The following is a 21,447-nucleotide window of genomic DNA, read 5'->3' on the forward strand; positions in this document are numbered from 1 at the left end:
ATGCGCCTCGGACGAAGCAGACAAACCTTTTCTATATCGGCACTTACCCTGAGAACTTGAGGGTTGTGCCTGAAGGAGTTGGCAAAAAGGTTGGCCGCGGGATGCGCAGGTCCACGGGCGCGGGCCCGGCCTGCAGCGAGAAACGAATCAGATGGGCGCGACGCCCAGCGTCGTGCCGCCGCACACGTAGAGCACCTGGCCGGTGACGAAGCCGTTGTCGGGCGACAGGAAGAACATCGTGGCGCGCGCCACGTCCTCTGCGGTGCCGAGGCGCTTCACGACGATGCTGTCGATGATGCGTTTCGTCTGCGGCGCGCCTTCGGGATTGCTCTTGCGGAACAGCTCGGTCGCGATCGGGCCGGGTGCCACGGCATTCACCGTGATCTGGTCGCCGCCGAGCTCCATCGCCAGCGTGCGCGTGAGGCCGATCATCCCGGCCTTGGTAGCCGAGTAGACGATGCGCTCGGGCTTGCCCAGCGCGGCGCGCGACGACACGTTCACGATGCGGCCGTGGCCCGACGCCCGCAGCGCCGGCAGCGCGGCCTGGATCAGGATCATGCTGGCCTTGAAGTGCAGGCCCACGACGTAGTCGAGGTCGGCCATCGTCGCGGTGTCGATCGTGCCGGGGCGCGTGGCACCGGCGTTGTTGACCAGCGCCGTGACGGCATAGGTCGACGTGATCTGCTGCGCGATCGCCTGCGTCTCGGCTTCCTTCGTCAGGTCGGCCTGGAAGGAGACCAGCTTTTCATGACTCCAGTCCGGCTTGTTGTAGTCGAGGTTGACGACGGTGCGGCCCTGCGCCAGCAACGCCTCGCAGGTGGCCCGGCCGATGCCGGAGCTGCCGCCCGTGACGAGTGCGACTTCTTGGTGGCTCATTGATTCTTTCTCTGTCAGACGCGTTCTAGGATGACGGCGATGCCCTGGCCCACGCCGATGCACATCGTGCACAGCGCGTAGCGGCCGCCCTGCTTGTGCAGCTGGTTGACGGCGGTGGTCGCCAGGCGCGCGCCGCTGGCACCCAGCGGATGGCCCAGCGCGATGGCGCCGCCGTTGATGTTCACACGCGCGTCGTCATCCTTCAGGCCGAGCAGGCGCAGCACTGCGAGGCCCTGGGCCGCGAAGGCTTCGTTCAGTTCGATCACGTCCATCTGGTCGATCGTCAGGCCGGTCAGCGCCAACACCTTCTGCGTGGCGGGCGCCGGGCCGATGCCCATCACGCGCGGGGCGACGCCGGCGGTGGCCATGCCGACCACGCGGGCGCGCGGCGTCAGCCCGTGCTTGGCGGCGCTGGCCTCGTCGGCCAGCAGCAGCGCGCAGGCGCCGTCGTTCACACCGCTGGCGTTGCCGGCGGTCACGGTGCCGTCGGGGCGCACCACGCCCTTGAGCTTGGCGAGCGACTCCAGGCTGGTCTCGCGCGGATGCTCGTCCTTGCTGACGATGATCGCGTCGCCCTTCTTCTGCGGCACCGTCACCGGCACGATCTCGGCGTCGAAGAAACCGGACTTCTGCGACGCCACGGCCCGCAGTTGCGAATTCAGCGCCATCAAGTCCTGCGCTTCGCGCTCGATCTTGTAGTCGGTCGCCACGTTCTCGGCCGTCTCGGGCATCGAGTCGACACCGTACTGCGACTTCATCAGCTTGTTGACGAAGCGCCAGCCGATGGTGGTGTCGTACACCGCGTTGGCGCGGCTGAAGGCCGACTCGGCCTTGGGCATGACGAAGGGCGCGCGGCTCATGCTTTCGACGCCGCCCGCGATCATCAGACCGGCTTCGCCGGCCTTGATGGCGCGCGCGGCCGAGCCGATGGCGTCGAGGCCCGAACCGCACAGGCGGTTGATGGTCGCGCCGCCGAGTTCGATCGGGAGGCCGGCCAGCAGCGCCGACATGCGCGCCACGTTGCGGTTGTCTTCGCCGGCCTGGTTGGCACAGCCGTAGAGCACATCGCCCACGGCCTGCCAGTCGACGTTCTTGTTGCGCTCCATCAGCGCCTTCAGCGGGATCGCGCCGAGGTCGTCAGTGCGCACGCTCGACAGCGCGCCGCCGTAGCGGCCGAAGGGGGTGCGGATGGCGTCGCAGATGAATGCTTGCTTGGTGCTCATGTGTCTCTTCCTTGGTGGTGTCGTGTCAGGCGGCGATCGGCAGGCCGATCAGCTTTTCGAGTTCGGCGTGCGTGAGGCCGTCGACCGTGTCGATCAGCTTGAGCCCGTCGGGCGTGCATTCGAGCGTGGCGAGGTCGGAGTAGACGCGCTTGACGCAGCCGATGCCTGTCAGCGGGTAGCTGCATGCCTCGACGATCTTGCTCACGCCGGCCTTGGTCAAGAGGTCCATCATCACCCAGGTCTGTTTCGCGCCGATGGCCAGGTCCATCGCGCCGCCGACGGCGGGGATGGCACCTTCTTCGCCGGTGCTCCAGTTGGCCAGGTCGCCGGTGGCCGACACCTGGAACGCGCCGAGCACGCAGATGTCGAGGTGGCCGCCGCGCATCATCGCGAAGCTGTCGGCATGGTGGAAGAACGAGCCGCCCGCCAGCAGCGTGACGGGCTGCTTGCCGGCGTTGATGAGGTCGTAGTCTTCGCTGCCTGCGGCGGGCGCGGGGCCCATGCCCAGGATGCCGTTCTCGCTCTGCAGCACGATCTCGCGACCGGCCGGCAGATGGTTCGCCACCAGCGTGGGCTGGCCAATGCCCAGGTTGACGACGGCGCCGTCGAAGATGTCCTGCGCCACGCGTGCGGCGAGCTGATCCTTGGTGCGGCGCTGGTAGCTTGTGCTCATTTCAGTTCTCCACGGCGCTGCGCGCCACTCGCAATCAATGAAACCGGCGCGGCGAAATGCCAGGGCACCCGCGGAACCGGCTTTGCCGGGCCGCAGGGTGCGCCCCCTTGAGGGGGAGGCGGCGACACGCAGTGCGCCGCTTCGGGGGTGGGCTTCATTTCTTGAACCCGCCGGCCTGCGTGGCCACGCGATCGATCTTCACCACGTGCTTCACGAAGACGCCGGGGGTAACGATGCTTTCGGGGTCGAGCGCGCCGAGTTCGACGATCTCGTGCACGGTCGCGATGGTCTTCTTCGACGCCATCGCCATCACCGGGCCGAAGTTGCGCGCCGCCATGCGGTAGGTCAGGTTGCCCCAGCGGTCGCCCGCCTCGGCCTTGACCAGCGCCACGTCGCCGTAGATCGGGTACTCGAGCACGTAGTGCTTGCCGCCGATCTCGCGCGTCTCGCGGCCCTTGGCCAGTTCGGTGCCGTAGCCGGTCGGGCAGAAGAAGGCGCCGATCCCGGCGCCGGCGGCGCGGATGCGCTCGGCCAGGTTGCCTTGCGGCACCAGCTCAAGCTCGAGCTTGCCGCTGCGGTAGAGGCCGTCGAACACATGGCTGTCGACCTGCCGCGGAAAGCTGCAGATGATCTTGCGCACGCGGCCTGCCTTGAGCAGCGCCGCGAGGCCGCTCTCGCCGTTGCCCGCGTTGTTGTTGACGACGGTGAGGTCGCGGGCGCCCTGTTCGATCAGGCCGTCGATGAGTTCGAGGGGAATGCCGGCGGTGCCAAAGCCACCGATCAGGACGGTGGCACCGTCCTGGATGCCGGACATGGCATCGGCGATCGAGGGCGCGATCTTGTCGATCATGGGAACTGTCTCCGGTGAAGGATGGAGAAACCGGGCATGACGCTCGGAGGAGGCTCTCAATTTGTTCGTATATCGAACATTTGTTCTTATAATGAATTCTAAACAACAAGGCCCGCCATGGCAAACACGAGACAAGACGAGGTCATCGCCCCGGCGCCGGGCGACAGCTACGTGCAGTCCTTCGCGCGCGGGCTGCAGGTGATCCGCTCCTTCAGCGCCGCCGCTCCGCGCCAGACGCTCAGCGAAGTCGCCGCCGCGACCGGCCTCACGCGCGCCGGCGCACGCCGCATCCTGCTCACGCTGCAGTCGCTCGGCTATGTCGAGACCGACGGCAAGCGCTTCGGGCTGACGGCGCGCATCCTCGAACTCGGCTTTGCCTACCTGTCGTCGATGCCGATCTGGAACCGTGCCGAGCCGGTGATGGAAGCGCTGGTGCAGCAGGTGAAGGAGTCGTGCTCGGCTGCGGTGCTCGACGGCACCGACATCGTCTACGTGCTGCGCGTGCAGACGCACAAAATCATGCGCATCAACCTGGCGGTCGGCACGCGGCTGCCGGCCTACTGCACCTCGCTCGGCCGCATGCTGCTGGCCGACCTGGACGACGCCACGGTGCGCGAGCGGCTGGAGGCCTCGGACCGCACCGCGCTCACGCGCCACACCATCACCGACGTCGACACGCTGGTCGCGAAGGTCGCGCAGGCGCGGCGCCAAGGCTGGTGCCTGATGAACCAGGAACTGGAAGAAGGTCTGATCTCCATCGCCGCGCCGGTGACCGACCGCAACGGCCGCACCGTGGCCGCGCTCAACGTCAGCGGCCAGGCCAACCGCACCCCCGCGAAGGTGATGCAGGAGACGATGCTGCCGGGGCTGCGCGCCGCGGCGGCGGAGATTTCGCGGCTGCTCTGACGGGCCCCGCGGCCGGTGCTACCCTCGACCGCATCATGTTCAATCCCACCCAGGAAGAAGTGCGCCGCTTCTTCTGCAATGTCTACGCGAAGCACCGCGACGGCCTGCCGATGGAAGCGCTCGAGACCATCGCCGCCGGCTGGATCGACGCGCACCCCGAGTACCACGCCGACCTGGCCGATGCCGACGCCGCGGTGAGCCGCGTGTACGACGGCAAGAACGGCCAGGAGAACCCGTTCCTGCACCTGTCGATGCACCTGTCGATCAGCGAGCAGTGCTCCATCGACCAGCCGCGCGGCATCCGCCAGGCGGTGGAGCTGCTGGCCGCGCGCAGCTCGCTGCTCGAAGCGCACCACGCCGCGATGGAATGCCTCGGCCGGATGATGTGGGAAGCGCAGCGCGCCGGGCGTCCGCCCGATGGCGAGGCGTATGTGGATTGCGTGCAGCGCAAGGCGACGCGGGACTGACTACCCGCGGCCCGCCAGGGCATCGGCATGCGCCGACGCGCCTTCGCGCAACAACGCCGCCAGCGTGCGCTGCGCCGCCGACAGCTCCACCCCGCTGCGCAGCACCAGGCCGACCGGCTCCTCGGTGCCCGCAGTCGCCACGCGCAACCGCACCAGCGCGCCCGACAACAGCTCGTCGCGCACCGCGCCCGCGGGCGTGAACCACACGGCCTCCGACCGCAGCACAAGGGCCCGCGCCACGGCGAGGTCGAGCGTCTGCGTGTGCGTCGCGGGCAAGCGCAACCCCAGCCCGGACAGCAGGCTCTCGGTGTGGTGCCGCGGGATCGTGCCTTCGCTGTAGACCACCAGCGGGTGCGCCATCACGTCCTGCACCGACGGCGACGCCGCGCGCGCCAGCGGATGTGCCGGCCGCACGACGATCGCCAGCGGCTCCGCGCAGAGCAGCTCGAAGCTCAGGCCCGCCATGCGCTGCGGGTCGCTCATGCGGCCGCACACGAGGTCGAGTTCGCCGGCGCGCAGCGCATCGAACAGCACCGCGTTGACGCCGGTGCGCACCTCGACCTGCAGTGCGGGCATGCGTTCGCGCAGCGCCAGCAACGCATCGACGAGCAGCGTCGGCGCCACGCTCGGCAGCGCACCGACGCGCAGGCGCTCGACGCGCTCGCCGCCATCGGGCCGCAGCGCCTGCGCACCGGCATCGACAGCCTCGAGCACGCGCAATGCGTGGGCCAGCAACTGCTCGCCGGCGACGGTGAAGCGCTGGATGCCGCGCCGCCCCGCCTCGCCGCGCTCGACCAGGCGCGTGCCGGCCAGCGACTCGAGCTCGGCCAGCGTCTTCGACATGGCCGGCTGGCTCAGCGACAGGCGCTCGGCCGCGCGCGCCAAGTGGCGCTCCTGCGCTACGGCGACCAGGCAGCGCAGATGCCGCAGCTGCACGCCGCGCGCAAAGACCTCCGAAGGCGTCGCCATCCAATTACCCTTGGTTATGAGAAATCATTGAATGGTCAATTTACATCAACGGTTCGCATGAATAGAGTGCACGCTTCCCCGACGATGGAGACACCCATGACCCCACCTGCCACCCCCGGCGGCGCCCTGCCCACGCTCGACCCGCGCGACTGGAAGAGCCACCCCTCGTACATCTACCCCGGCTACAAGTCGACCGCCAAGCGCGGCCCGCTGCAGCCGCTCATCCCGCTGAAGGCCTCGCTCGGCGAGCTGCAGCAGCCGGTGTACGGCCACGGCAGCATCGGCGAGTTCGACCATGACCTCACGCGCAACGCGCGCCGCAACGGCGAGCCGATCGGCGAACGCATGATCCTCACCGGCCAGGTCTTCGACGAGCGCCGCCGCCCGGTGCGCAACACGCTGGTCGAGCTGTGGCAGGCCAACGCCTCGGGCCGCTATGTGCACAAGGTCGACCAGCACGACGCGCCGCTGGACCCGAACTTCCTCGGCGCTGGCCGTTGCCTGACCGACGACGAGGGCCGCTACCGCTTCCTCACCATCAAGCCCGGCGCTTACCCATGGGGCAACCACCCCAACGCTTGGCGGCCGCAGCACATCCACCTCTCTCTCTTCGGCCAGCACTTCGCGAGCCGGCTGGTGACGCAGATGTACTTCCCCGGCGACCCGCTGCTGCCCTACGACCCGATGGTCACGGGCACGCCCGAGAAATACCGCAACCGCCTGATCGCCGACTTCAGCCTCGACATCACCGAGCCCGACTTCGCGCTGGGCTACCAGTTCGACATCGTGCTGCGCGGTGCCGACGAGACGCCGTTCGAAAACCGCTGAGCGAGGAGATCCGCACCATGATGAGCGCACAGGAAACCAACTTCGGCCAGACCCCGTCGCAGACGGTCGGCCCCTACTTCGCCTACGGCCTCACGGCCACGCAGTACGGCTACGACTTCGACCAGCCCTTCGACGCGACCGTCGCACTGGACAATGCCGTCGGCGAACGCATCCGGCTCGAAGGCCGCGTGTTCGACGGCGACGGCAACTCCATCTTCGACGCGATGATCGAGATCAGCCAGCCCGACGGCGAAGGCCGCTACCCGCAATCGGTGGACGACGCGCAGGCCCGGGGCTTCCGCGCCTTCGGCCGCTGCGGCACCGGCACCGACGCGCAGAAGCGCTTCGTGTTCCACACCGTCAAGCCGGGCGCCGAAGCGCCGGGCGAGGCACCGCACATCAACGTGATCGTGACGATGCGCGGTCTGCTGGTGCACGCCTTCACCCGCATTTACTTCAGCGACGAGGCTGCGACCAACGCCGAAGACGCGGTGCTGCAGAGCGTGCCCGCCGCGCGCCGCGACACGCTGATCGCGCAGCGCGTCGAGCAGGACGGCGCGGTGTGCTACCGCTTCGACATCCGCATGCAGGGCACGGACGAGACGGTCTTCTTCGACGTTTGAGCGCCCCGCACGCCCAGCAAAAAGCCCGCGAGAAGCGGGCTTTTTGCTGGGTGAGGTCGGGCCGTCTTTACTTGGTGGCCGTATGGAAACCCGAATCGGGCACCGTCTTCATCTCTCCGGGCAGCGAGCTGATGTAGCCGGCCAGTTCCTTCAGCTCGGCGTTGGTGAACTTCTTCGCCTGCCCGCTCATCACGCCGTTGGAGCGACCGAGCTTGGCATGGTTCTCGACCTTGTACGACTTGAGTGCGACGAACAGGTAGTCGGCATGCTGGCCGGCCAGCTTGGCGACGGTGCCGTCGTTCGGCGTGTTGAAGTTGGCGCCGTGGCAGGTGGTGCAGGCGTTGGCCTTGTCACGCGTGATGAGTGCCTGGACGCGTTCGCTCGGCTGCCTGGTCGGCGTGGCGGGCGGTGCATCGCCCTCCTTCACGCCGAGCTGCGCGTAGTAGGCAGCGAGGTCGGCCATGTCCTGCTCGGTGAGCGAATCGGCCACCGCGCGCATCGTCGGGTGCTTGCGGTCGCCCGTCTTGTAAGCGGCCAACGAAGCGCGGATGTACGTGGCGCTCTGTCCCGCGATCTTGGGGACCTTATGGATCTCGGGGAAACTGGCCTGGTAGCCGACGATGCCGTGGCACCCGACGCACATGGCCGTTTTCTTAGCCCCGTTTTCGACGCTGCCGGTCACGTTCTGCGCCTGGACGGAAACCGTCCCGCAAGCGACACCGAGGGCAAACATCGTGGTCAACAACTTGTTCATTTTGCGCGCACAATCTCGTGGAGGAACAGTTTTTTAGATCAACATTTGATTATATGCGGGGGGTTCCTCGCAGCCCCCGTGCCTCGGCGACACCGCCGACCGGCCACGCCGATCGAATGCACCGATTCACCCACTCCCGATCGATGCCATCCATGAAATTCAAGGGCTCCGACAACTACGTTGCCACCCAGGACCTGATGCTCGCGGTCAACGCGTCCATCACGCTGACCCGCCCCCTGCTGGTGAAGGGCGAACCGGGCACCGGCAAGACGATGCTGGCCGAGGAAGTGGCCGCCGCGCTGGGCCTGCCGCTGCTGCAGTGGCACATCAAGTCGACCACCAAGGCGCAGCAGGGCCTCTATGAATACGACGCGGTGAGCCGTCTGCGCGACTCGCAGCTCTCGGACATCGACGGCGGCGAACGCGTCAAGGACATCCACAACTACATCGTGAAAGGCGTGCTGTGGCAGGCCTTCACGGCCGACCAGCCGGTGGCGTTGCTGATCGACGAGATCGACAAGGCCGACATCGAATTCCCGAACGACCTGTTGCGCGAAATCGACCGCATGGAGTTCTACTGCTACGAGACGCGCGAGTTGATCCGCGCCAAGCACCGGCCGGTGGTCTTCATCACCTCGAACAACGAGAAGGAACTGCCCGACGCCTTCCTGCGCCGCTGCTTCTTCCACTACATCAAGTTCCCCGACGCGGACACGATGAAGAGCATCGTGGCGGTGCACTTCCCCACGCTCAAGCAGGACCTGCTCGCGGCAGCGATGAAGACCTTCTACGACGTGCGCAACCTGCCCGGCCTGAAGAAAAAGCCTTCGACCTCCGAGCTGCTCGACTGGCTCAAGCTGCTGGTCGCCGAAGACATCCCGCTCGAAGCGCTGCAGAGCAAGGACGACAAGGTGGCGGTGCCGCCGCTGGTCGGTGCGCTGCTTAAGAACGAGCAGGACGTGACGTTGTTCGAGAAGCTGGTCTTCATGCAACGCAACAACCGCTGAATTCATGAACAACACGCACCCGCCGCGCCAACTGCTGCTGCTCGGCATCGCCCAAGCGCTCGGCTTCGTCGTCGGCGCCTTGCTCGGGCGCTGGATCGGCACCGCGCTCGGCTTCGACGCCTTCGGTCCCAACGGCTATGACGGCCCGGCGATGCTCGGCATCGTGCTCATCGGGCTGGGCGGCGGCGGTGGCGTGCAACTGGGCCGGGCCTGGTACCGACGCAAATACGGAGATCCCCGAGTCTGAGCATGGCATTCGTCGAACCCACCACCCTGCAGGCCCGGGGCCTCGCCCTCGTTCCCTTGTCGCTCGACCATGAAGCCGGCTTGCGCGCCGCGGCCGCCGATGGCGAACTCTGGCAACTGCGCGTGACCTCGGTGCCCGAGCCCGAGCAGACCCGCGCGTACATCGAAGCGGCCCTGCAGATGCGCCAGGACGGTCACCGTTTCGCCTTCGCCGTGACCGACGAGGCGACCGGCACGGTGCTCGGCAGCACCAGCTTTCACGACATCTTGCCGGCCGTGAAGCGCGTGGAGATCGGCTACACCTGGTACGCCAAGCGCTGCCAGCGCAGCCACGTCAACACGACATGCAAGCTGCTCATGCTGACGCACGCCTTCGAGGCACTGGGCTGCCGCACCGTGGGCTGGCGCACCGACAACTACAACTTCGCCTCGCAGCGCGCGATCGAGCGGCTGGGTGCCAAGAAGGACGGCGTGATCCGGGGCCATGCAATGCGGCGCGACGGCACGATCCGCGACACCGTGATGTACAGCCTCACGGCCGGCGAATGGCCGGAGGTGAAGGCGCATCTGCTCTATCTGCTCGACAAGCCGCGCCCCGCCGAGCGCTGATCCACGGAGGGCCGTCGCATGCTGATCGATTTTTTCTACACCCTGCGCTCGGCCAAGCTGCCGGTGTCGGTCAAGGAGTTCCTCACGTTGCTGGAGGCGCTGCAGGCCGATGTCGTCGGGCCCAACTCCGACGGCGCCTACAGTCTGGACGACTTCTATTACCTGAGCCGCACCGCCCTGGTGAAAGACGAGAAGCATTTCGACAAGTTCGACCGCGCCTTCGCCGGCTACTTCAAGGGCGTCGACCTGCTGACCGACTTCACCAAGGAAGTCCCGCTCGACTGGCTGCGCAAGACGCTGGAGCGCGAGTTCTCCGCCGAGGAGAAGGCCAAGATCGAGAAGATGGGCTGGGACGAGCTCATGGAGACGCTCAAGAAGCGCTTCGAAGAGCAGAAGGAACGGCACGAAGGCGGCAACAAGTGGATCGGCACCGGCGGCACCTCGCCCTTCGGCCATGGCGGCTACAACCCGCAGGGCGTGCGCATCGGCGGTGCGGGCAAGAACAAGAGTGCGGTCAAGGTGTGGGACCAGCGCGCCTACAAGGACTACGACGACGGGCAGGAACTCGGCACGCGCAACATCAAGGTCGCGCTGCGGCGGCTGCGCAAGTTCGCTCGCGAAGGGCATGAAGAAGAGCTGGACCTCGACGAGACCATCAGCAAGACGGCGGCCAACGCCGGCTACCTCGACATCAAGATGCGGCCCGAGCGCCACAACAACGTCAAGGTGCTGCTGCTGATGGACGTGGGCGGCACGATGGACGAGCACATCCAGCGCGTCGAAGAACTCTTCTCGGCCGTCAAGACCGAGTTCAAGCACCTGGAGTTCTATTACTTCCACAACTGCGTCTACGACTTCATGTGGAAGAACAACAAGCGCCGCTTCTCCGAGAAGTTCGCGACCTGGGACATCCTGCGCAAGTACAACAAGGACTACAAGCTCATCTTCGTCGGCGACGCGACCATGAGTCCGTACGAGATCCTGCAGCCTGGCGGTAGCGTCGAGTACAACAACGAGGAAGCCGGTGCCGAATGGCTGCAGCGCCTGACGCACACCTTCCCGAAGTTCGCCTGGATCAACCCCGAGCCGCAGGGCGTGTGGCAGTACCGGCAGAGCATCGCCGTCATCCAGCAGATGATGTCCAACCGCATGTACCCGCTGACCCTCAAAGGGTTGGAAGAGGCAATGCGGATGCTGTCCAAATAGGTCGGCTAAGCGTGCGCGCCGACGGGCGCAAGACGCGCTTTTGTCCGACGCGCCCCCCGCCATGGCGTGCCGGCACTGCTGTCAGAATGCATCCATGCTCAGGGTGGCCTCCCTTCAAACGCCGGCGTCATGGCCGGCGTTGCTTTTTGTAATCGTCCTTCTTCTGCAGGGATGCAGTCTGCTGCCGAAAAAGGAAGCCGCGACGGACGACGGCAAACAAACCGTGGCGGCGGACGCGCCGTCGGCGAGCGACGCTTTCACCCTGGAGGTGCGCGGGCCTGATGACGTCCGCAAGTACCTCGCCCTGCACCTCGAAATCCAGCGCTACAGCAAGATCGCCGACCTGGGCGCGACCGAGCTGTCGCGGCTCATGGTCGCGGCCGAGGCCAATGCGCGCGAGCTGCTCGGCACGCTGGGTTACTTCACGCCCACGCTCACGCTCGAACTGAACGAAACGCCCGGCGGCAAGGCGCCGCGACAGGTCGTGGTGACCGTCGACCCCGGACCGCCCACGCGCATCGGGGCCGTCGATATCGGCTTCCGTGGCGCCATCGCGAACGACCCCACCGCCGCCGCACAACGCGAGGCGATCCGCACAGCCTGGACGCTGCGCACCGGCCAGCTCTTCACGCAGCAGGCCTGGGACAACGCCAAGACCATCGGCCTGCGCAGCCTGACGGCCAAGCGCTATGCCACCGGCAGCGTCGCCAGCAGCCGGGCGGAGATCGACGCCGACAAGAGCGAGGCGAAGCTCGGCGTCAATTACGACTCCGGCGCGGCCTACCGCTTCGGCCCGCTCGACGTGCGCGGCGTGGAGCGCTACAGCGCCGACGGCACGCGCCGCATCGCGCGTATTCCGTCCGGCGCCGACTACGACCAGCAGAAGCTGCTCGACGCGCAACAGCGCCTGGCCAGCAGCGGCTACTTCGACTCGGTCTTCCTCACGCTCGACACCGAGGGCACCGACCCGCAGGCCGCACCCGTGATCGCACAGGTGCGCGAGGCGCCGCTGCAAAAGGTAGTAGCGGGCGTGGGCTTCACCACCGACAGCGGCCCGCGCGTGTCGCTGGACCATGTGCACAACCAGATGCCGCTGCTCGGCTGGCGCGCGGTGTCGAAGCTGTCGATCGACCGCGAGACCCAGTCGCTCGGCACCGACTGGAACGGTATCCCCGACGAGGGGGGTTGGCGCTGGTTCGGCTCGGGTTTGATCAAGCACGAGACCGCCGGCACCTACGACACCGACAGCGGGCGGGTGCGCGCCGGCCGTGGCCGCACCGGCGACCGCATCGAACGCAGCCTGTTTCTGCAGTACGACTACGCGACCAACCAGGGCACCGGCGCACCGCCCTCGGCCTCGGCCGTGAGCGCCAACTGGGGCTGGACCGGCCGCTACTTCGACGACGCCGCCGCACCGACGCGTGGCCAGGGCCTGTCGCTGGAGCTCGGCCTGGGCCAGACGCTGATCGGCGAGCGCGCGCCCTTCATCCGCAGCTACGCACGCTGGCTCGGCATCCTGCCGATCGGCACGGTGCAAGGCACCGATGGCGGCGCCGCGCGCAGCAGCCGCCTGCAGTTCCGTGCCGAGGGCGGCGCGATGATCGCCCGCGACAACGCGCAGATCCCGACCACGCTGCTGTTCCTGACCGGTGGCGACACCACGGTGCGGGGCTACAGCTACCGGCAGATCGGCACCAAGCGGGACGACGGCGCCATCGTCGCCGGCCGCTACCTGGGCGTGGGCAGCGTGGAGTGGCAGCGCCCCATTCTCTGGAACGGCAAGCTCAGCGATTTCGAGAGCGCCGTCTTCGTCGACGCGGGGTCGGTCGCCGACAAGTTCGGCGAACTCAAGGCCAAGGTCGGCACCGGCGTGGGCGTGCGCTGGCGCAGCCCTGTCGGGCCGGTGCAGGCCGACGTCGCCTACGGTGTCGACACGAAGAAGTACCGGCTGCACCTGCGGCTGGGCTTCAGCTTCTAGGCATGCGCGTGCAGACGACCGAGACAGCCGCCACGCCACCCGCGCCGCGCCGATCGCGCACGCGCCGCGTGCTGCGCGGCTTGGCGTGGGCCCTGGCGACGCTGATCGTTCTGCTGGTCGCGATCGGCGCCGGCGCCTGGTGGTGGTTGGGCTCTGATCAATCGCTCGCCTATGCGATCACGAAAGCCGCGCGCTACATGCCGGCCGGCCAGACGCTGCAGAGCCGCGACGTGAGCGGCTCGCTGCGCACCGGTGGCCGCATCGGCTACCTGCAGTGGCAAAGCCCCACGCTGTCGGTCGAGGTGCACGAGGCCGCGATCGGCTGGACGCTCAAGCCGCTGTTCCAGCGCAAGGTGCAGTTGGGCGAGGTCGTCGCGAAAGAGGTGCTGATCGAACGCCGCGGCCCCGCCCCCGACACCAGCGAGCCGCTGCAGCCGCTCGGGCAGATCGTGCTACCGGTCGATGTCGACCTGCCCTTCCGCATCGGCACCGTGCGCTGGGCCGGGCCGCCGGTGGTCGAGGCGAAGAACCTCGCCGGCCACTACATCTACACGCAACGCAAGCACACGCTGAACGTCGACGGCGTTGACCTGGCCGATGGCCACTACAGCGCGCGCGTCGGGCTGCAGGGCGACGCGCCGATGGCGCTCGATCTGGCGCTCGATGGCCGCGTGCGCGCGCCGCTGGCCGAAGGCCGCAGCATCGACGTGCTGGCCACTGCGACGGCCAAGGGCACGCTGGCCGGCGCCGACGCCCGCCTGGCCATCGCTGCCGACCTGAAGCCCGCCGAGCAGGACGCCGCCGCGCCGATGCAGGCGCAGTTGCAAGCCAACATCGCGCCATGGCAGACGCAGCCGGTGATCGACGCCAATGCCGACCTGCGCAACGTCGACCTCGCGCGCCTGTGGCCCACCGCCCCGGCCACGCTGCTGAGCGGCCAGGTGCTGGCCGGCCCCGGCGCGGCCGGCAGCGGCGTGCAGTGGCAGGCCAGCGCCGACATCCGCAACGCCCTGCCCGGCCCGTGGGACCAGGGCAAGTTGCCGGTCGAACGTGTCGAGGCCCGCACCACCTACGACGGCACCACCTGGACCGTGCCCGGCGCCACCGTGCGCACCGGCGGCGGCCGCATCGACGCCGAGGGCGACTGGAGCCCCGCGCCGATGCCGTGGGCCGTGCGCGCCACCGTGCGCAACGTGCAGCCCGGTGCCTTGCACACGCAGCTCGCCGGCGCACCGGTCGGCGGCAAGGCCGACGTCGAACAGCGCGACGACGCATTGGTGTTCGACGTGGCGCTGCAGGCGCAGGGCACGGCCGGCAGCGCCGCGCTGCAGGGCCTGCGGCTCGACCGCGTCATCGCGCAAGGCCAGTGGAAAGACGAGGTGCTCGACCTGCGCACGTTGCGCGTCGAGGCCGCGCAAGCCAGCGTCGCCGGCAAGCTGCAGGCCCGCATCGCCGAGCGCGCCGGCAGCGGCGACCTGAAGCTGGTGCTGCCTGGCGGCAACGCGCAGGTCAATGGACGCATCGCACCCGCGCAGGGCCGTGGCCAGATCGACGCGCAGATCGACAACGCCGCCACGCTGCAGCGCTGGGTCGAGCAACTGCCCGGCCTGGGCAAGGTCTTCGCCGGTGCGAGCGCCGAGGGGAACGCGCGCCTGGACGCCCGCTGGGATGGCGGCTGGGAAGCCGTGCAGCGCCGCCTGCAGAACGCGACCACGCCCGCGCCGCGCGGCACCGTCGAACCCACCGTGCAGGCCACGCTGACCGTGCCGCGGCTCGATCTGCGCCTGCCCGCTGCGGCAGTGCCCGCCGGCAACGTGCCGCCCCCGCCCGCTCTGCCCGTGCAGTTGCGCGGCCTGCGCGCCGAGCTGTCCGGCAGCCTGGCGCAGGCCACGCTGGCGCTGCAGGGCGAGGCGACCCGCGGCACGCAGAAGATGACGCTCGACACCCGCGCCAGCGGCGCGCTCGAGGGCGCGGGCCGCTGGCGCGCGGCGCTGGCCAGCCTGCGCGTGCAGGCTCAGGACAGCACCCGCCCCGGCCCGTGGACCGTGGCGCTGAGCGCACCGCTCAACGCCAACGTGCGCAGCACCGCCGGCGGCCTCGAAGTCGACACCTCCGCCGGTGGCGCCACGCTGCAGGGGCCGGTGCCCGGCACCGTGCGCATCGACTGGGAGCCGGTGCGCTTCCGCCAGACCGGTGCCGCCGGGCAGCGGGCCTTCCGCCTGCAGTCGAAGGGCCGCATGCAAGGCCTGCCGATGGCCTGGGCCGAGGCGCTGGACAGCAACAGCTCGCTCGCCAGCATGGGCGTGACCGGCGACCTGATCTTCGACGGCGACTGGGACATCGAGGCCGGCGATGCCCTGCGCGCCGACCTGCGTCTGGCGCGCCGCAGCGGCGACATCCGCGTGCAGGCCGGCGAGGCCGCATTGGTGACCCGCATCGAAAGCCGCGGCACCGGCGCCAAGAGCGAGATCAAGATGGTCAGCGGCACCGGCAACGTCGAAGGGCCGAGCACGCCCGCCGGCCTGCGCCAGGCCGAGCTGCGCATCGAGGCGCGCGGCGAATCGGTGCAGGCCAAGCTGGTGTGGGACAGCATGCGCGCCGGCAACATCGACGCGAACATCAGCACGCGCGTGCTGCAGCGCGACGGCGGCTGGCAGTGGCCGGCCGACGCGCCGCTGGCCGGGGCGGTCAAGGCGCGGATGCCCAGCCTCGGGGTCTGGTCGATGCTGGCGCCGCCGGGCTGGCGCGTCGCCGGTACGCTCGACGCCGACGCCACCCTGTCGGGCAACCGCACCGAGCCGCGCTGGAACGGCACGCTGGCCGCCGACCAGCTCGCCCTGCGCGCCCTGGTCGAAGGGCTCGACCTGCGCGACGGCCGGCTGCGCGCCACGCTGTCGGGCACGCGGGTCGACATCACCGAGTTCACGCTCAAGGGCGGCCGCGGCAGCAGCGCGCGCATCGCCGGGCAGAGCGGCAACGTCAGCACCAGCGCGAGCGAGGCCGCGCGCGACGGTGGCACGCTGTCGGGCACCGGCCAGATGAGCTGGGCCGCGGTGCCCGCCGGCAGCGGCGCATCGGGCATTCGCATGGACCTGCGCGCCCAGTTGCGCAGTCTGCGCCTGCTGGTGCGCTCCGACCGGCAGATCACGGTGTCGGGCGACCTGCAGGCGGGACTGGCCGACGGCCAGTTCACGGTGCGCGGCAAGATCGACACCGAACGCGCCGTGATCATCCTCCCCGACGAGAGCGCGCCCAGCCTGGGCAGCGACGTGGTGGTGCGCTCGGCCGCCAGGACCGCCGAAGCCGCCGCCACCGCGCAGCGCGATGCGGCCCGCGCAAGCGCCGCCGCGGCCAAGCCGCAGACCGCGAAGGCGCCCGACGTGGCCGTCACCTTCGACCTGGGCAAGGACTTCGCGGTGCAGGGCCGCGGCATCACGACGCGGCTCGAAGGCCAGCTGGAGATCCGCAGCACCTCGCTCACCGCGCCGCCGCGCGTCACCGGCGAGGTCCGCACCGTCAAGGGTCAGTACCGCGCCTACGGCCAGCAGCTCGACGTCGAGACCGGCCTGGCACGCTTCAACGGCCCGGTCGACAACCCCTCGCTCGACATCCTGGCGATCCGGCCGAACATCTCGCAGCGCGCGGGCGTGCAGGTCACGGGCACGGCCCAGTCGCCGCGCGTCAAGCTGTATTCGGAGCCCGTGCTGTCGGACGTCGAGACGCTGTCGTGGGTGGTGCTGGGCCGCGCGTCGGCCAGCAGCGGCGGTGAGTCGATCCTGATGCAGCAGGCCGCCCTCGCCCTGCTCGGCGGCCTGGGCAAGGGCGGCTCCGGCGGCAGCCTGGCCAGCCGGCTGGGCCTGGACGAGATCGGCTTCAAGGGCCCGAACCCCGGCGGCGAACTGCGCGAGTCGGCCGTCACGCTGGGCAAGCGCCTGTCGAGCGATTTCTACGTCACCTACGAAAGCAGCCTGACCGGCATGCTGGGCACGATCTTCATCTTCTACGACCTGACCCAGCGCCTCACCCTGCGCGGCCAGGCCGGCATCCAGAGCGGCGTCGACCTGATCTACACGCTCAAGTACGACTGACGAACTGCTAAAGTCGCCGCTGCCCTCCGTCCTCGTAGTTCAATGGATAGAACGGGGTCCTCCTAAGACTCAGATACAGGTTCGATTCCTGTCGAGGGCACCACGACGCCGGATCACGGCATCGCACCAAACATCGAAACCCGCTCACTTCACAGGTGCAGCGGGTTTTTCTTTGCCCCAGACCGTCTCACGTCGTAGCATCTCATCTCGGTACTTTGTCGGTACTTCTGCCGGTACCCAGCCGCAGGCCACTTTGAGATACCGACACCCAAGGATGACTGATGCCGTTGACAGACACGTTCGTGAAGCAGGTGAAGCACAAGGGTTCGCCCATCGGCGAGCGGTACGCCGACGGCGGCGGCATGTACCTCCGCGTGAAGGCGGCCGGCAAGTACTGGCGCCTTGACTACCGGATCGACGGCAAGGCGCAAACGCTTTCGCTGGGCGTCTACCCCGAGGTATCGCTGGCGAAGGCCCGTAGCCGCCGGGATCAGGCGCGGGAGAGGCTTGCCGATGGCATCAATCCCAGCATCGCGCGGCGCAAGGAGAAGCTGGCCAAGGCCTCCGCCTCCGCCAACACCTTCGAGGCAGTCGCTCGGGACTGGCTCACCAAGACCTCGAACCGGCGGGCCGCCATCACCCAGGACAAGGTGCGAGGCTGGCTCGAGAAGGACGTTTTTCCCTTCATCGGGCGCACACCGGTAACGGACCTGAAGGCGAAGGACGTGCTCGACCAGGTCGCGCGCCGGATGGAAGCCCGCGGCATTCACGAAAGCGCTCATCGAACCGTACAGATCTGCGGGCAGGTCTGCCGGTACGCCGTCGCAACGGGGCTGATGGATCGCGACGTCACGGCAGACCTCCGCGGCGCCCTGGTGTCGGTCGACAAGGCGCACTATGCAGCCATCACTGAGCCGAAGGCTGCGGGTCAGCTCATCCGAGCGATCCAGGGATACATAGGGCATCCGGCGACGGCAGCCGCGTTGCAGCTCTCCCCTCTGGTCTTTGTGCGCCCTGGCGAGCTGCGCGCGGCGGAGTGGTCAGAGATCGACCTCGAGGCCGCGGAGTGGCGCATCCCTGGGTCCAGGATGAAGATGAAGATCGAGCACCTGGTGCCGCTTTCAACCCAGGCCGTCGACATCCTGAAGAGCATCCAGCCGCTCACCGGCCACGGGCGCTACGTGTTCCCCAGCATTCGAACTGGCGAGCGCTGCATGAGCGAGAACACCGTGAACGCCGCGCTGCGCAGCATGGGCTACGGATCCGACGTGATGACCGCCCACGGTTTTCGCGCGATGGCGCGCACGATCATGGACGAGGTGTTGGGCGAGCGGCCGGATCTCATCGAGCACCAGCTCGCGCACTCGGTGAAGGACCCCAACGGTCGGGCGTACAACCGCACGGCCCACCTGCCGGCCCGGCGCGAAATGATGCAGCGTTGGGCGGACTACCTCGACAAGCTGGCGGTCGGTGCCGAGGTCATCCAGTTCAGAGCCGCCTAAAGCCGGCAACCGGCTACGCCGTCAGATGCTGGCCAGGATCTCGCTGCGACGTGAATCGTATTCAACTGGCGACAGGAGGCCCTTGTCCTTCAGGTCAGTGAGTGTCCGAACGCGACTCTCGATGGACACCTCGGGACTGGACACTACAGTCTGCTTCGGCGCCACGCTCGCAGCCGCGCAGGCCGCGTTTATGTCGTTCATGAGAGCCACTTCGTCGAAGAGCGAGACCCCCTTCTTGTCGCGTGTGAGGTGGGAGTAGGCGCGGCCGAGGGCGAGGGTGTGCTGCTTGAGGTCCGCGTCCGTCGGGGAGAGCTTCAGCTCTGCGAGGGATTCGATGTAGGCCTTGTTGGCTTCTCCAACGCCTTCCCGCCCTGCACGCCCGACCAAATGGCGGCTACGACGACCAACACGATCACACCGATCACGATTTCCATGCTCTCACTCCTCGTTGTTTTGGCGTCGCCATTCTGTCGCACGCCGAACCAATTGAGTCGAGAGCCGGTGCTCGCCAGCAGCGCCGCAGCGCGAGGCGACCTGCGGCAGGCAGAAGATGACGCGCGCCCCCGCCAGCGCTCTAGGAGTCAGAGGGTCAGATAGAGCCGAACGCACGCTGCGATAGCCTGCAGGTCTACGTCCGACAGAACCAGTTCGGTGTACTGGCGACCGTGTCGAGTCTTGCGGTATGGCTTATTCAGTCGCTCAAAGCTCACGGTGGCGATCATGTCGCACTTCGCCCACATCGGAGCAGTAGCCAGCAAACCCGGAACTACTACGTGCGGCAACGGGTGGTGCCACGCCAACGCCGGTGTCGGGGCAGTCGTGCTAAACGGCACGACGGTGCACAGCCGTCGGTTGTGGCTCTCTTTGCAGGACAGCACAACCACGGGCCGCTTCTTCACCATCTCAGGCGGCTGAAAGCCGGTATCGAAGTCACAGATCAGGACTTCTCCCCGGCGCGGATGGTAGGGAAGTGGCATGCAAGAAAAAGCCCCCTTGCGGGGGCTATAACGACGCCCGGGCCAGCTTGGAATCGCCTATCCGGGCCGCTGCTGCTATTTTTCAAGCTGCAGACTCAAGCCGACTTTCGTCGGTACAGCTGGATTTTGGCACAGTTCGCCAAGTATCTTCAGCGTCTACTTAGAAGACCTGACTGGCCTGCGCAGTACTTCCTGAAAACACTCTCGGCCTCCAGCGCGGGCTTCTTTCGACCTCAGGCCAGGCTGCGAACAGGCCGGCTTGGTCGTTGCCCTGCTTTGGCCGTGCACGCCAATGGGCGCCACGTGCGACCCGGCGCGCTGCGCACGCACTGGTCGACGTCCGCCGGTTACATTCAATGCCCGCCCTTCAGCCTGGTCGTCCCACTAGCGTGTCGCGCGGCTGATCATTCATGGCAACAGAAAGACGGATGAAGCTCGTCACCCTCATTGCATTTCTTGCTGTCTCGGGCGCAAACGCCCAGGTGCACCGCTGCATTGACGCCGGCGGCAAGGCGACCTACAGCGACGTGCCTTGCTCGAGCGCCTCCAAACGTGCTGAGCGCGTGCTCGGCCGCGAGGCAACGGACGCGACAGATGACCCCTACGCCGCGCAGCGAACGATGGAAAGCATCCAGCGCGCGCGAGAGCTTCAACAAGGGACCGTGAACAGCGTGGTGCAGCGGTCGCAGGGCTCGGGAGGTGCGGTGAGCATGGATGCGCCTCAAACTGCTCCCCGTCCGCGGCCGAGCCAGAACGACGCGGAGGGCTGCGAGACGATCTCGACCCGTCAGGGTTGCGTCGGCGGTGAACGTGCTCGCAACCCCAACTGGTCGCCTCGGAAGGGCTACTACGGTGGCGGTGGCCCCGCTGACCAGCGCGCCGAGGCACAAAAAGCTGCTGCCGCTCAGGCGAGGGCGGCCGCCCAGCCTACGTCGTTCACTAACTGCGACAAGACCGGTTGCTGGGGCAACCACGGTGGCCGCTACAACTTCGTGGCCGGTGGCAATCTGGCTGGACCGAACGGCAGTTTCTGCACACGCGCTGCCGGCGGCACGTTCTCGTGCAACTAGCGAGTCGGCCGCACAACGAAACTTGCGCCCCACCCTAAAAGGAGACGTCAATGGCAGGCAAGCCTGGATCGGCCCGGGTTCCGTGGAGGCCAGTTGGTTTAAGTCAAGCCGGTATGGTGGCCTGCTCGGCGAGATGCCGATAGTGGGTTGCCTCAGCCTCGGCAGGCGGCATATAGCCGATGGGCTTCAGCAGTCGGTGGTGGTTGAACCAGGACACCCATTCGAGCGTCGCGAGTTCCAGTGACTCCTTGGTCTTCCAGGGCGCCCGGCGATGGATCAATTTGGCCTTGTAGAGAGGCCGTTGATCGTCTCGGCCAGCGCGTTGTCGTAGCTGTCTCCCTTGCTGCCAACAGCCGGCTTGACGCCGGCCTCTGCTAGGTGTGGAGCGTTAGGAGGCTATTTCCTGACGTGTTGAGTCCGGACATAGGCACGCTGCCGCCGATGTTGCTAGGCGCACGTGCCAGTTGTAGTCGTGCTGCCAGCTAGCCGGGGCTCGGCTCCATGGGCTGGATTCTGGTAGATCTAGGCGTAGCCGATCACGCAGAGCAGACTGGATGTGCGCTCGACGTTGATGTCCATCCAGAATTGACCTTCG

The 21,447-nt window shown here is 67.8% G+C and carries 19 protein-coding genes, 1 tRNA gene and 1 pseudogene; 13 read left to right on the forward strand and 8 right to left on the reverse strand.

Going from position 1 to position 21,447, the window contains the following annotated elements:
- Window positions 1-147: 147 nt before the first annotated feature.
- The 4 genes from ACSFA0_RS24360 to ACSFA0_RS24375 form a co-directional block, all read right to left on the reverse strand.
- Window positions 148-876 (reverse strand): SDR family NAD(P)-dependent oxidoreductase, encoded by a 729-nt coding sequence (locus ACSFA0_RS24360; RefSeq protein ID WP_435452839.1) that lies wholly within the window; start codon window positions 874-876, stop codon window positions 148-150.
- 14 nt (window positions 877-890) lie between these two features.
- Entirely contained in the window at window positions 891-2,099 is a 1,209-nt protein-coding gene (gene pcaF, locus ACSFA0_RS24365; protein WP_435452840.1) for a 3-oxoadipyl-CoA thiolase, read from the reverse strand.
- A gap of 25 nt (window positions 2,100-2,124) precedes the next feature.
- Window positions 2,125-2,772, reverse strand: coding sequence for a 3-oxoacid CoA-transferase subunit B (locus ACSFA0_RS24370; RefSeq protein WP_435452841.1), 648 nt, complete (start codon window positions 2,770-2,772; stop codon window positions 2,125-2,127).
- A gap of 154 nt (window positions 2,773-2,926) precedes the next feature.
- Window positions 2,927-3,622 (reverse strand): 3-oxoacid CoA-transferase subunit A, encoded by a 696-nt coding sequence (locus ACSFA0_RS24375; protein ID WP_435452842.1) that lies wholly within the window; start codon window positions 3,620-3,622, stop codon window positions 2,927-2,929.
- A gap of 117 nt (window positions 3,623-3,739) precedes the next feature.
- On the opposite strand from ACSFA0_RS24375, the gene ACSFA0_RS24380 reads away from it, so the two are divergent.
- A complete protein-coding gene (locus ACSFA0_RS24380) occupies window positions 3,740-4,528 on the forward strand; it encodes an IclR family transcriptional regulator domain-containing protein (protein WP_435452843.1) in 789 nt (262 codons plus the stop codon).
- 35 nt (window positions 4,529-4,563) lie between these two features.
- Window positions 4,564-4,995 (forward strand): DUF1841 family protein, encoded by a 432-nt coding sequence (locus ACSFA0_RS24385; RefSeq protein WP_435452844.1) that lies wholly within the window; start codon window positions 4,564-4,566, stop codon window positions 4,993-4,995.
- Here the strand turns inward: ACSFA0_RS24385 and ACSFA0_RS24390 are convergent, their stop codons facing one another.
- Window positions 4,996-5,964 carry a LysR substrate-binding domain-containing protein gene (locus ACSFA0_RS24390; protein ID WP_435452845.1) on the reverse strand — a complete coding sequence of 323 codons (969 nt, stop codon included), beginning with the start codon at window positions 5,962-5,964 and terminating at the stop codon, window positions 4,996-4,998. It abuts the gene before it with no gap.
- Window positions 5,965-6,060: 96 nt separating this feature from the next.
- Between ACSFA0_RS24390 and pcaH the strand changes: the two genes are divergently transcribed.
- Together pcaH and pcaG are read left to right on the forward strand one after the other, a co-directional pair.
- Window positions 6,061-6,792, forward strand: a complete 732-nt coding sequence (pcaH, locus tag ACSFA0_RS24395) for a protocatechuate 3,4-dioxygenase subunit beta (RefSeq protein WP_435452846.1) — start codon at window positions 6,061-6,063, stop codon at window positions 6,790-6,792.
- Between the two features lie 17 nt (window positions 6,793-6,809).
- Window positions 6,810-7,415, forward strand: coding sequence for a protocatechuate 3,4-dioxygenase subunit alpha (pcaG, locus tag ACSFA0_RS24400; protein ID WP_435452847.1), 606 nt, complete (start codon window positions 6,810-6,812; stop codon window positions 7,413-7,415).
- A gap of 67 nt (window positions 7,416-7,482) precedes the next feature.
- On the opposite strand, the gene ACSFA0_RS24405 is transcribed toward pcaG, so the two are convergent.
- Window positions 7,483-8,169 (reverse strand): c-type cytochrome, encoded by a 687-nt coding sequence (locus ACSFA0_RS24405; protein ID WP_435452848.1) that lies wholly within the window; start codon window positions 8,167-8,169, stop codon window positions 7,483-7,485.
- Between the two features lie 152 nt (window positions 8,170-8,321).
- Here ACSFA0_RS24405 and ACSFA0_RS24410 point away from each other — a divergent pair, with 152 nt between their 5' ends.
- The 8 genes from ACSFA0_RS24410 (at window position 8,322) to ACSFA0_RS24445 (ending at window position 18,805) form a co-directional block, all read left to right on the forward strand.
- Window positions 8,322-9,176 carry an AAA family ATPase gene (locus ACSFA0_RS24410; protein WP_435452859.1) on the forward strand — a complete coding sequence of 285 codons (855 nt, stop codon included), beginning with the start codon at window positions 8,322-8,324 and terminating at the stop codon, window positions 9,174-9,176.
- 4 nt (window positions 9,177-9,180) lie between these two features.
- Window positions 9,181-9,423, forward strand: coding sequence for a hypothetical protein (locus ACSFA0_RS24415; protein ID WP_435452849.1), 243 nt, complete (start codon window positions 9,181-9,183; stop codon window positions 9,421-9,423).
- Between the two features lie 2 nt (window positions 9,424-9,425).
- Window positions 9,426-10,031, forward strand: coding sequence for a GNAT family N-acetyltransferase (locus tag ACSFA0_RS24420; RefSeq protein ID WP_435452850.1), 606 nt, complete (start codon window positions 9,426-9,428; stop codon window positions 10,029-10,031).
- Between the two features lie 18 nt (window positions 10,032-10,049).
- Window positions 10,050-11,237 carry a vWA domain-containing protein gene (locus tag ACSFA0_RS24425; RefSeq protein ID WP_435452851.1) on the forward strand — a complete coding sequence of 396 codons (1,188 nt, stop codon included), beginning with the start codon at window positions 10,050-10,052 and terminating at the stop codon, window positions 11,235-11,237.
- 94 nt (window positions 11,238-11,331) lie between these two features.
- Window positions 11,332-13,215 (forward strand): autotransporter assembly complex protein TamA, encoded by a 1,884-nt coding sequence (locus ACSFA0_RS24430; protein WP_435452852.1) that lies wholly within the window; start codon window positions 11,332-11,334, stop codon window positions 13,213-13,215.
- A gap of 2 nt (window positions 13,216-13,217) precedes the next feature.
- On the forward strand, window positions 13,218-17,303 hold the full coding sequence (locus ACSFA0_RS24435; protein WP_435452853.1) for a translocation/assembly module TamB domain-containing protein: 4,086 nt from the start codon (window positions 13,218-13,220) through the stop codon (window positions 17,301-17,303).
- 28 nt (window positions 17,304-17,331) lie between these two features.
- A tRNA-Arg gene (locus ACSFA0_RS24440) sits at window positions 17,332-17,406 on the forward strand.
- A 178-nt stretch (window positions 17,407-17,584) separates the two neighbouring features.
- The gene (locus ACSFA0_RS24445) at window positions 17,585-18,805 is read left to right on the forward strand and encodes a tyrosine-type recombinase/integrase (RefSeq protein ID WP_435452854.1); all 1,221 of its coding nucleotides are present in this window, start codon (window positions 17,585-17,587) and stop codon (window positions 18,803-18,805) included.
- 581 nt (window positions 18,806-19,386) lie between these two features.
- On the opposite strand, the gene ACSFA0_RS24450 is transcribed toward ACSFA0_RS24445, so the two are convergent.
- The gene (locus ACSFA0_RS24450) at window positions 19,387-19,782 is read right to left on the reverse strand and encodes a type II toxin-antitoxin system PemK/MazF family toxin (RefSeq protein WP_435452855.1); all 396 of its coding nucleotides are present in this window, start codon (window positions 19,780-19,782) and stop codon (window positions 19,387-19,389) included.
- Window positions 19,783-20,210: 428 nt separating this feature from the next.
- Between ACSFA0_RS24450 and ACSFA0_RS24455 the strand changes: the two genes are divergently transcribed.
- Entirely contained in the window at window positions 20,211-20,852 is a 642-nt protein-coding gene (locus ACSFA0_RS24455) for a DUF4124 domain-containing protein (protein WP_435452856.1), read from the forward strand.
- A gap of 103 nt (window positions 20,853-20,955) precedes the next feature.
- Here the strand turns inward: ACSFA0_RS24455 and ACSFA0_RS24460 are convergent.
- A pseudogene (locus ACSFA0_RS24460) lies at window positions 20,956-21,230 on the reverse strand (integrase core domain-containing protein); the annotation flags it as partial.
- Between the last annotated feature and the right edge of the window lie 217 nt (window positions 21,231-21,447).

The sequence above is a fragment of the Variovorax restrictus genome (genome assembly GCF_051216715.1).
In the GTDB taxonomy this organism is placed as follows: Bacteria; Pseudomonadota; Gammaproteobacteria; order Burkholderiales; family Burkholderiaceae_C; genus Variovorax.

What these genes read in the sequence shown, in the direction of transcription:
- pcaH (WP_435452846.1), top strand. Translation starts at nt 6,061, where the DNA reads ATGACCCCACCTGCCACCCCCGGCGGCGCCCTGCCCACGCTCGACCCG.
- ACSFA0_RS24450 (WP_435452855.1), bottom strand. Translation starts at nt 19,782, where the DNA reads ATGCCACTTCCCTACCATCCGCGCCGGGGAGAAGTCCTGATCTGTGAC.
- ACSFA0_RS24435 (WP_435452853.1), top strand. Translation starts at nt 13,218, where the DNA reads ATGCGCGTGCAGACGACCGAGACAGCCGCCACGCCACCCGCGCCGCGC.
- ACSFA0_RS24360 (WP_435452839.1), bottom strand. Translation starts at nt 876, where the DNA reads ATGAGCCACCAAGAAGTCGCACTCGTCACGGGCGGCAGCTCCGGCATC.
- ACSFA0_RS24405 (WP_435452848.1), bottom strand. Translation starts at nt 8,169, where the DNA reads ATGAACAAGTTGTTGACCACGATGTTTGCCCTCGGTGTCGCTTGCGGG.
- ACSFA0_RS24380 (WP_435452843.1), top strand. Translation starts at nt 3,740, where the DNA reads ATGGCAAACACGAGACAAGACGAGGTCATCGCCCCGGCGCCGGGCGAC.
- ACSFA0_RS24455 (WP_435452856.1), top strand. Translation starts at nt 20,211, where the DNA reads ATGAAGCTCGTCACCCTCATTGCATTTCTTGCTGTCTCGGGCGCAAAC.
- ACSFA0_RS24390 (WP_435452845.1), bottom strand. Translation starts at nt 5,964, where the DNA reads ATGGCGACGCCTTCGGAGGTCTTTGCGCGCGGCGTGCAGCTGCGGCAT.
- ACSFA0_RS24375 (WP_435452842.1), bottom strand. Translation starts at nt 3,622, where the DNA reads ATGATCGACAAGATCGCGCCCTCGATCGCCGATGCCATGTCCGGCATC.
- ACSFA0_RS24420 (WP_435452850.1), top strand. Translation starts at nt 9,426, where the DNA reads ATGGCATTCGTCGAACCCACCACCCTGCAGGCCCGGGGCCTCGCCCTC.
- ACSFA0_RS24385 (WP_435452844.1), top strand. Translation starts at nt 4,564, where the DNA reads ATGTTCAATCCCACCCAGGAAGAAGTGCGCCGCTTCTTCTGCAATGTC.
- ACSFA0_RS24410 (WP_435452859.1), top strand. Translation starts at nt 8,322, where the DNA reads ATGAAATTCAAGGGCTCCGACAACTACGTTGCCACCCAGGACCTGATG.
- ACSFA0_RS24425 (WP_435452851.1), top strand. Translation starts at nt 10,050, where the DNA reads ATGCTGATCGATTTTTTCTACACCCTGCGCTCGGCCAAGCTGCCGGTG.
- pcaF (WP_435452840.1), bottom strand. Translation starts at nt 2,099, where the DNA reads ATGAGCACCAAGCAAGCATTCATCTGCGACGCCATCCGCACCCCCTTC.
- ACSFA0_RS24430 (WP_435452852.1), top strand. Translation starts at nt 11,332, where the DNA reads ATGCTCAGGGTGGCCTCCCTTCAAACGCCGGCGTCATGGCCGGCGTTG.
- ACSFA0_RS24445 (WP_435452854.1), top strand. Translation starts at nt 17,585, where the DNA reads ATGCCGTTGACAGACACGTTCGTGAAGCAGGTGAAGCACAAGGGTTCG.
- pcaG (WP_435452847.1), top strand. Translation starts at nt 6,810, where the DNA reads ATGATGAGCGCACAGGAAACCAACTTCGGCCAGACCCCGTCGCAGACG.
- ACSFA0_RS24370 (WP_435452841.1), bottom strand. Translation starts at nt 2,772, where the DNA reads ATGAGCACAAGCTACCAGCGCCGCACCAAGGATCAGCTCGCCGCACGC.
- ACSFA0_RS24415 (WP_435452849.1), top strand. Translation starts at nt 9,181, where the DNA reads ATGAACAACACGCACCCGCCGCGCCAACTGCTGCTGCTCGGCATCGCC.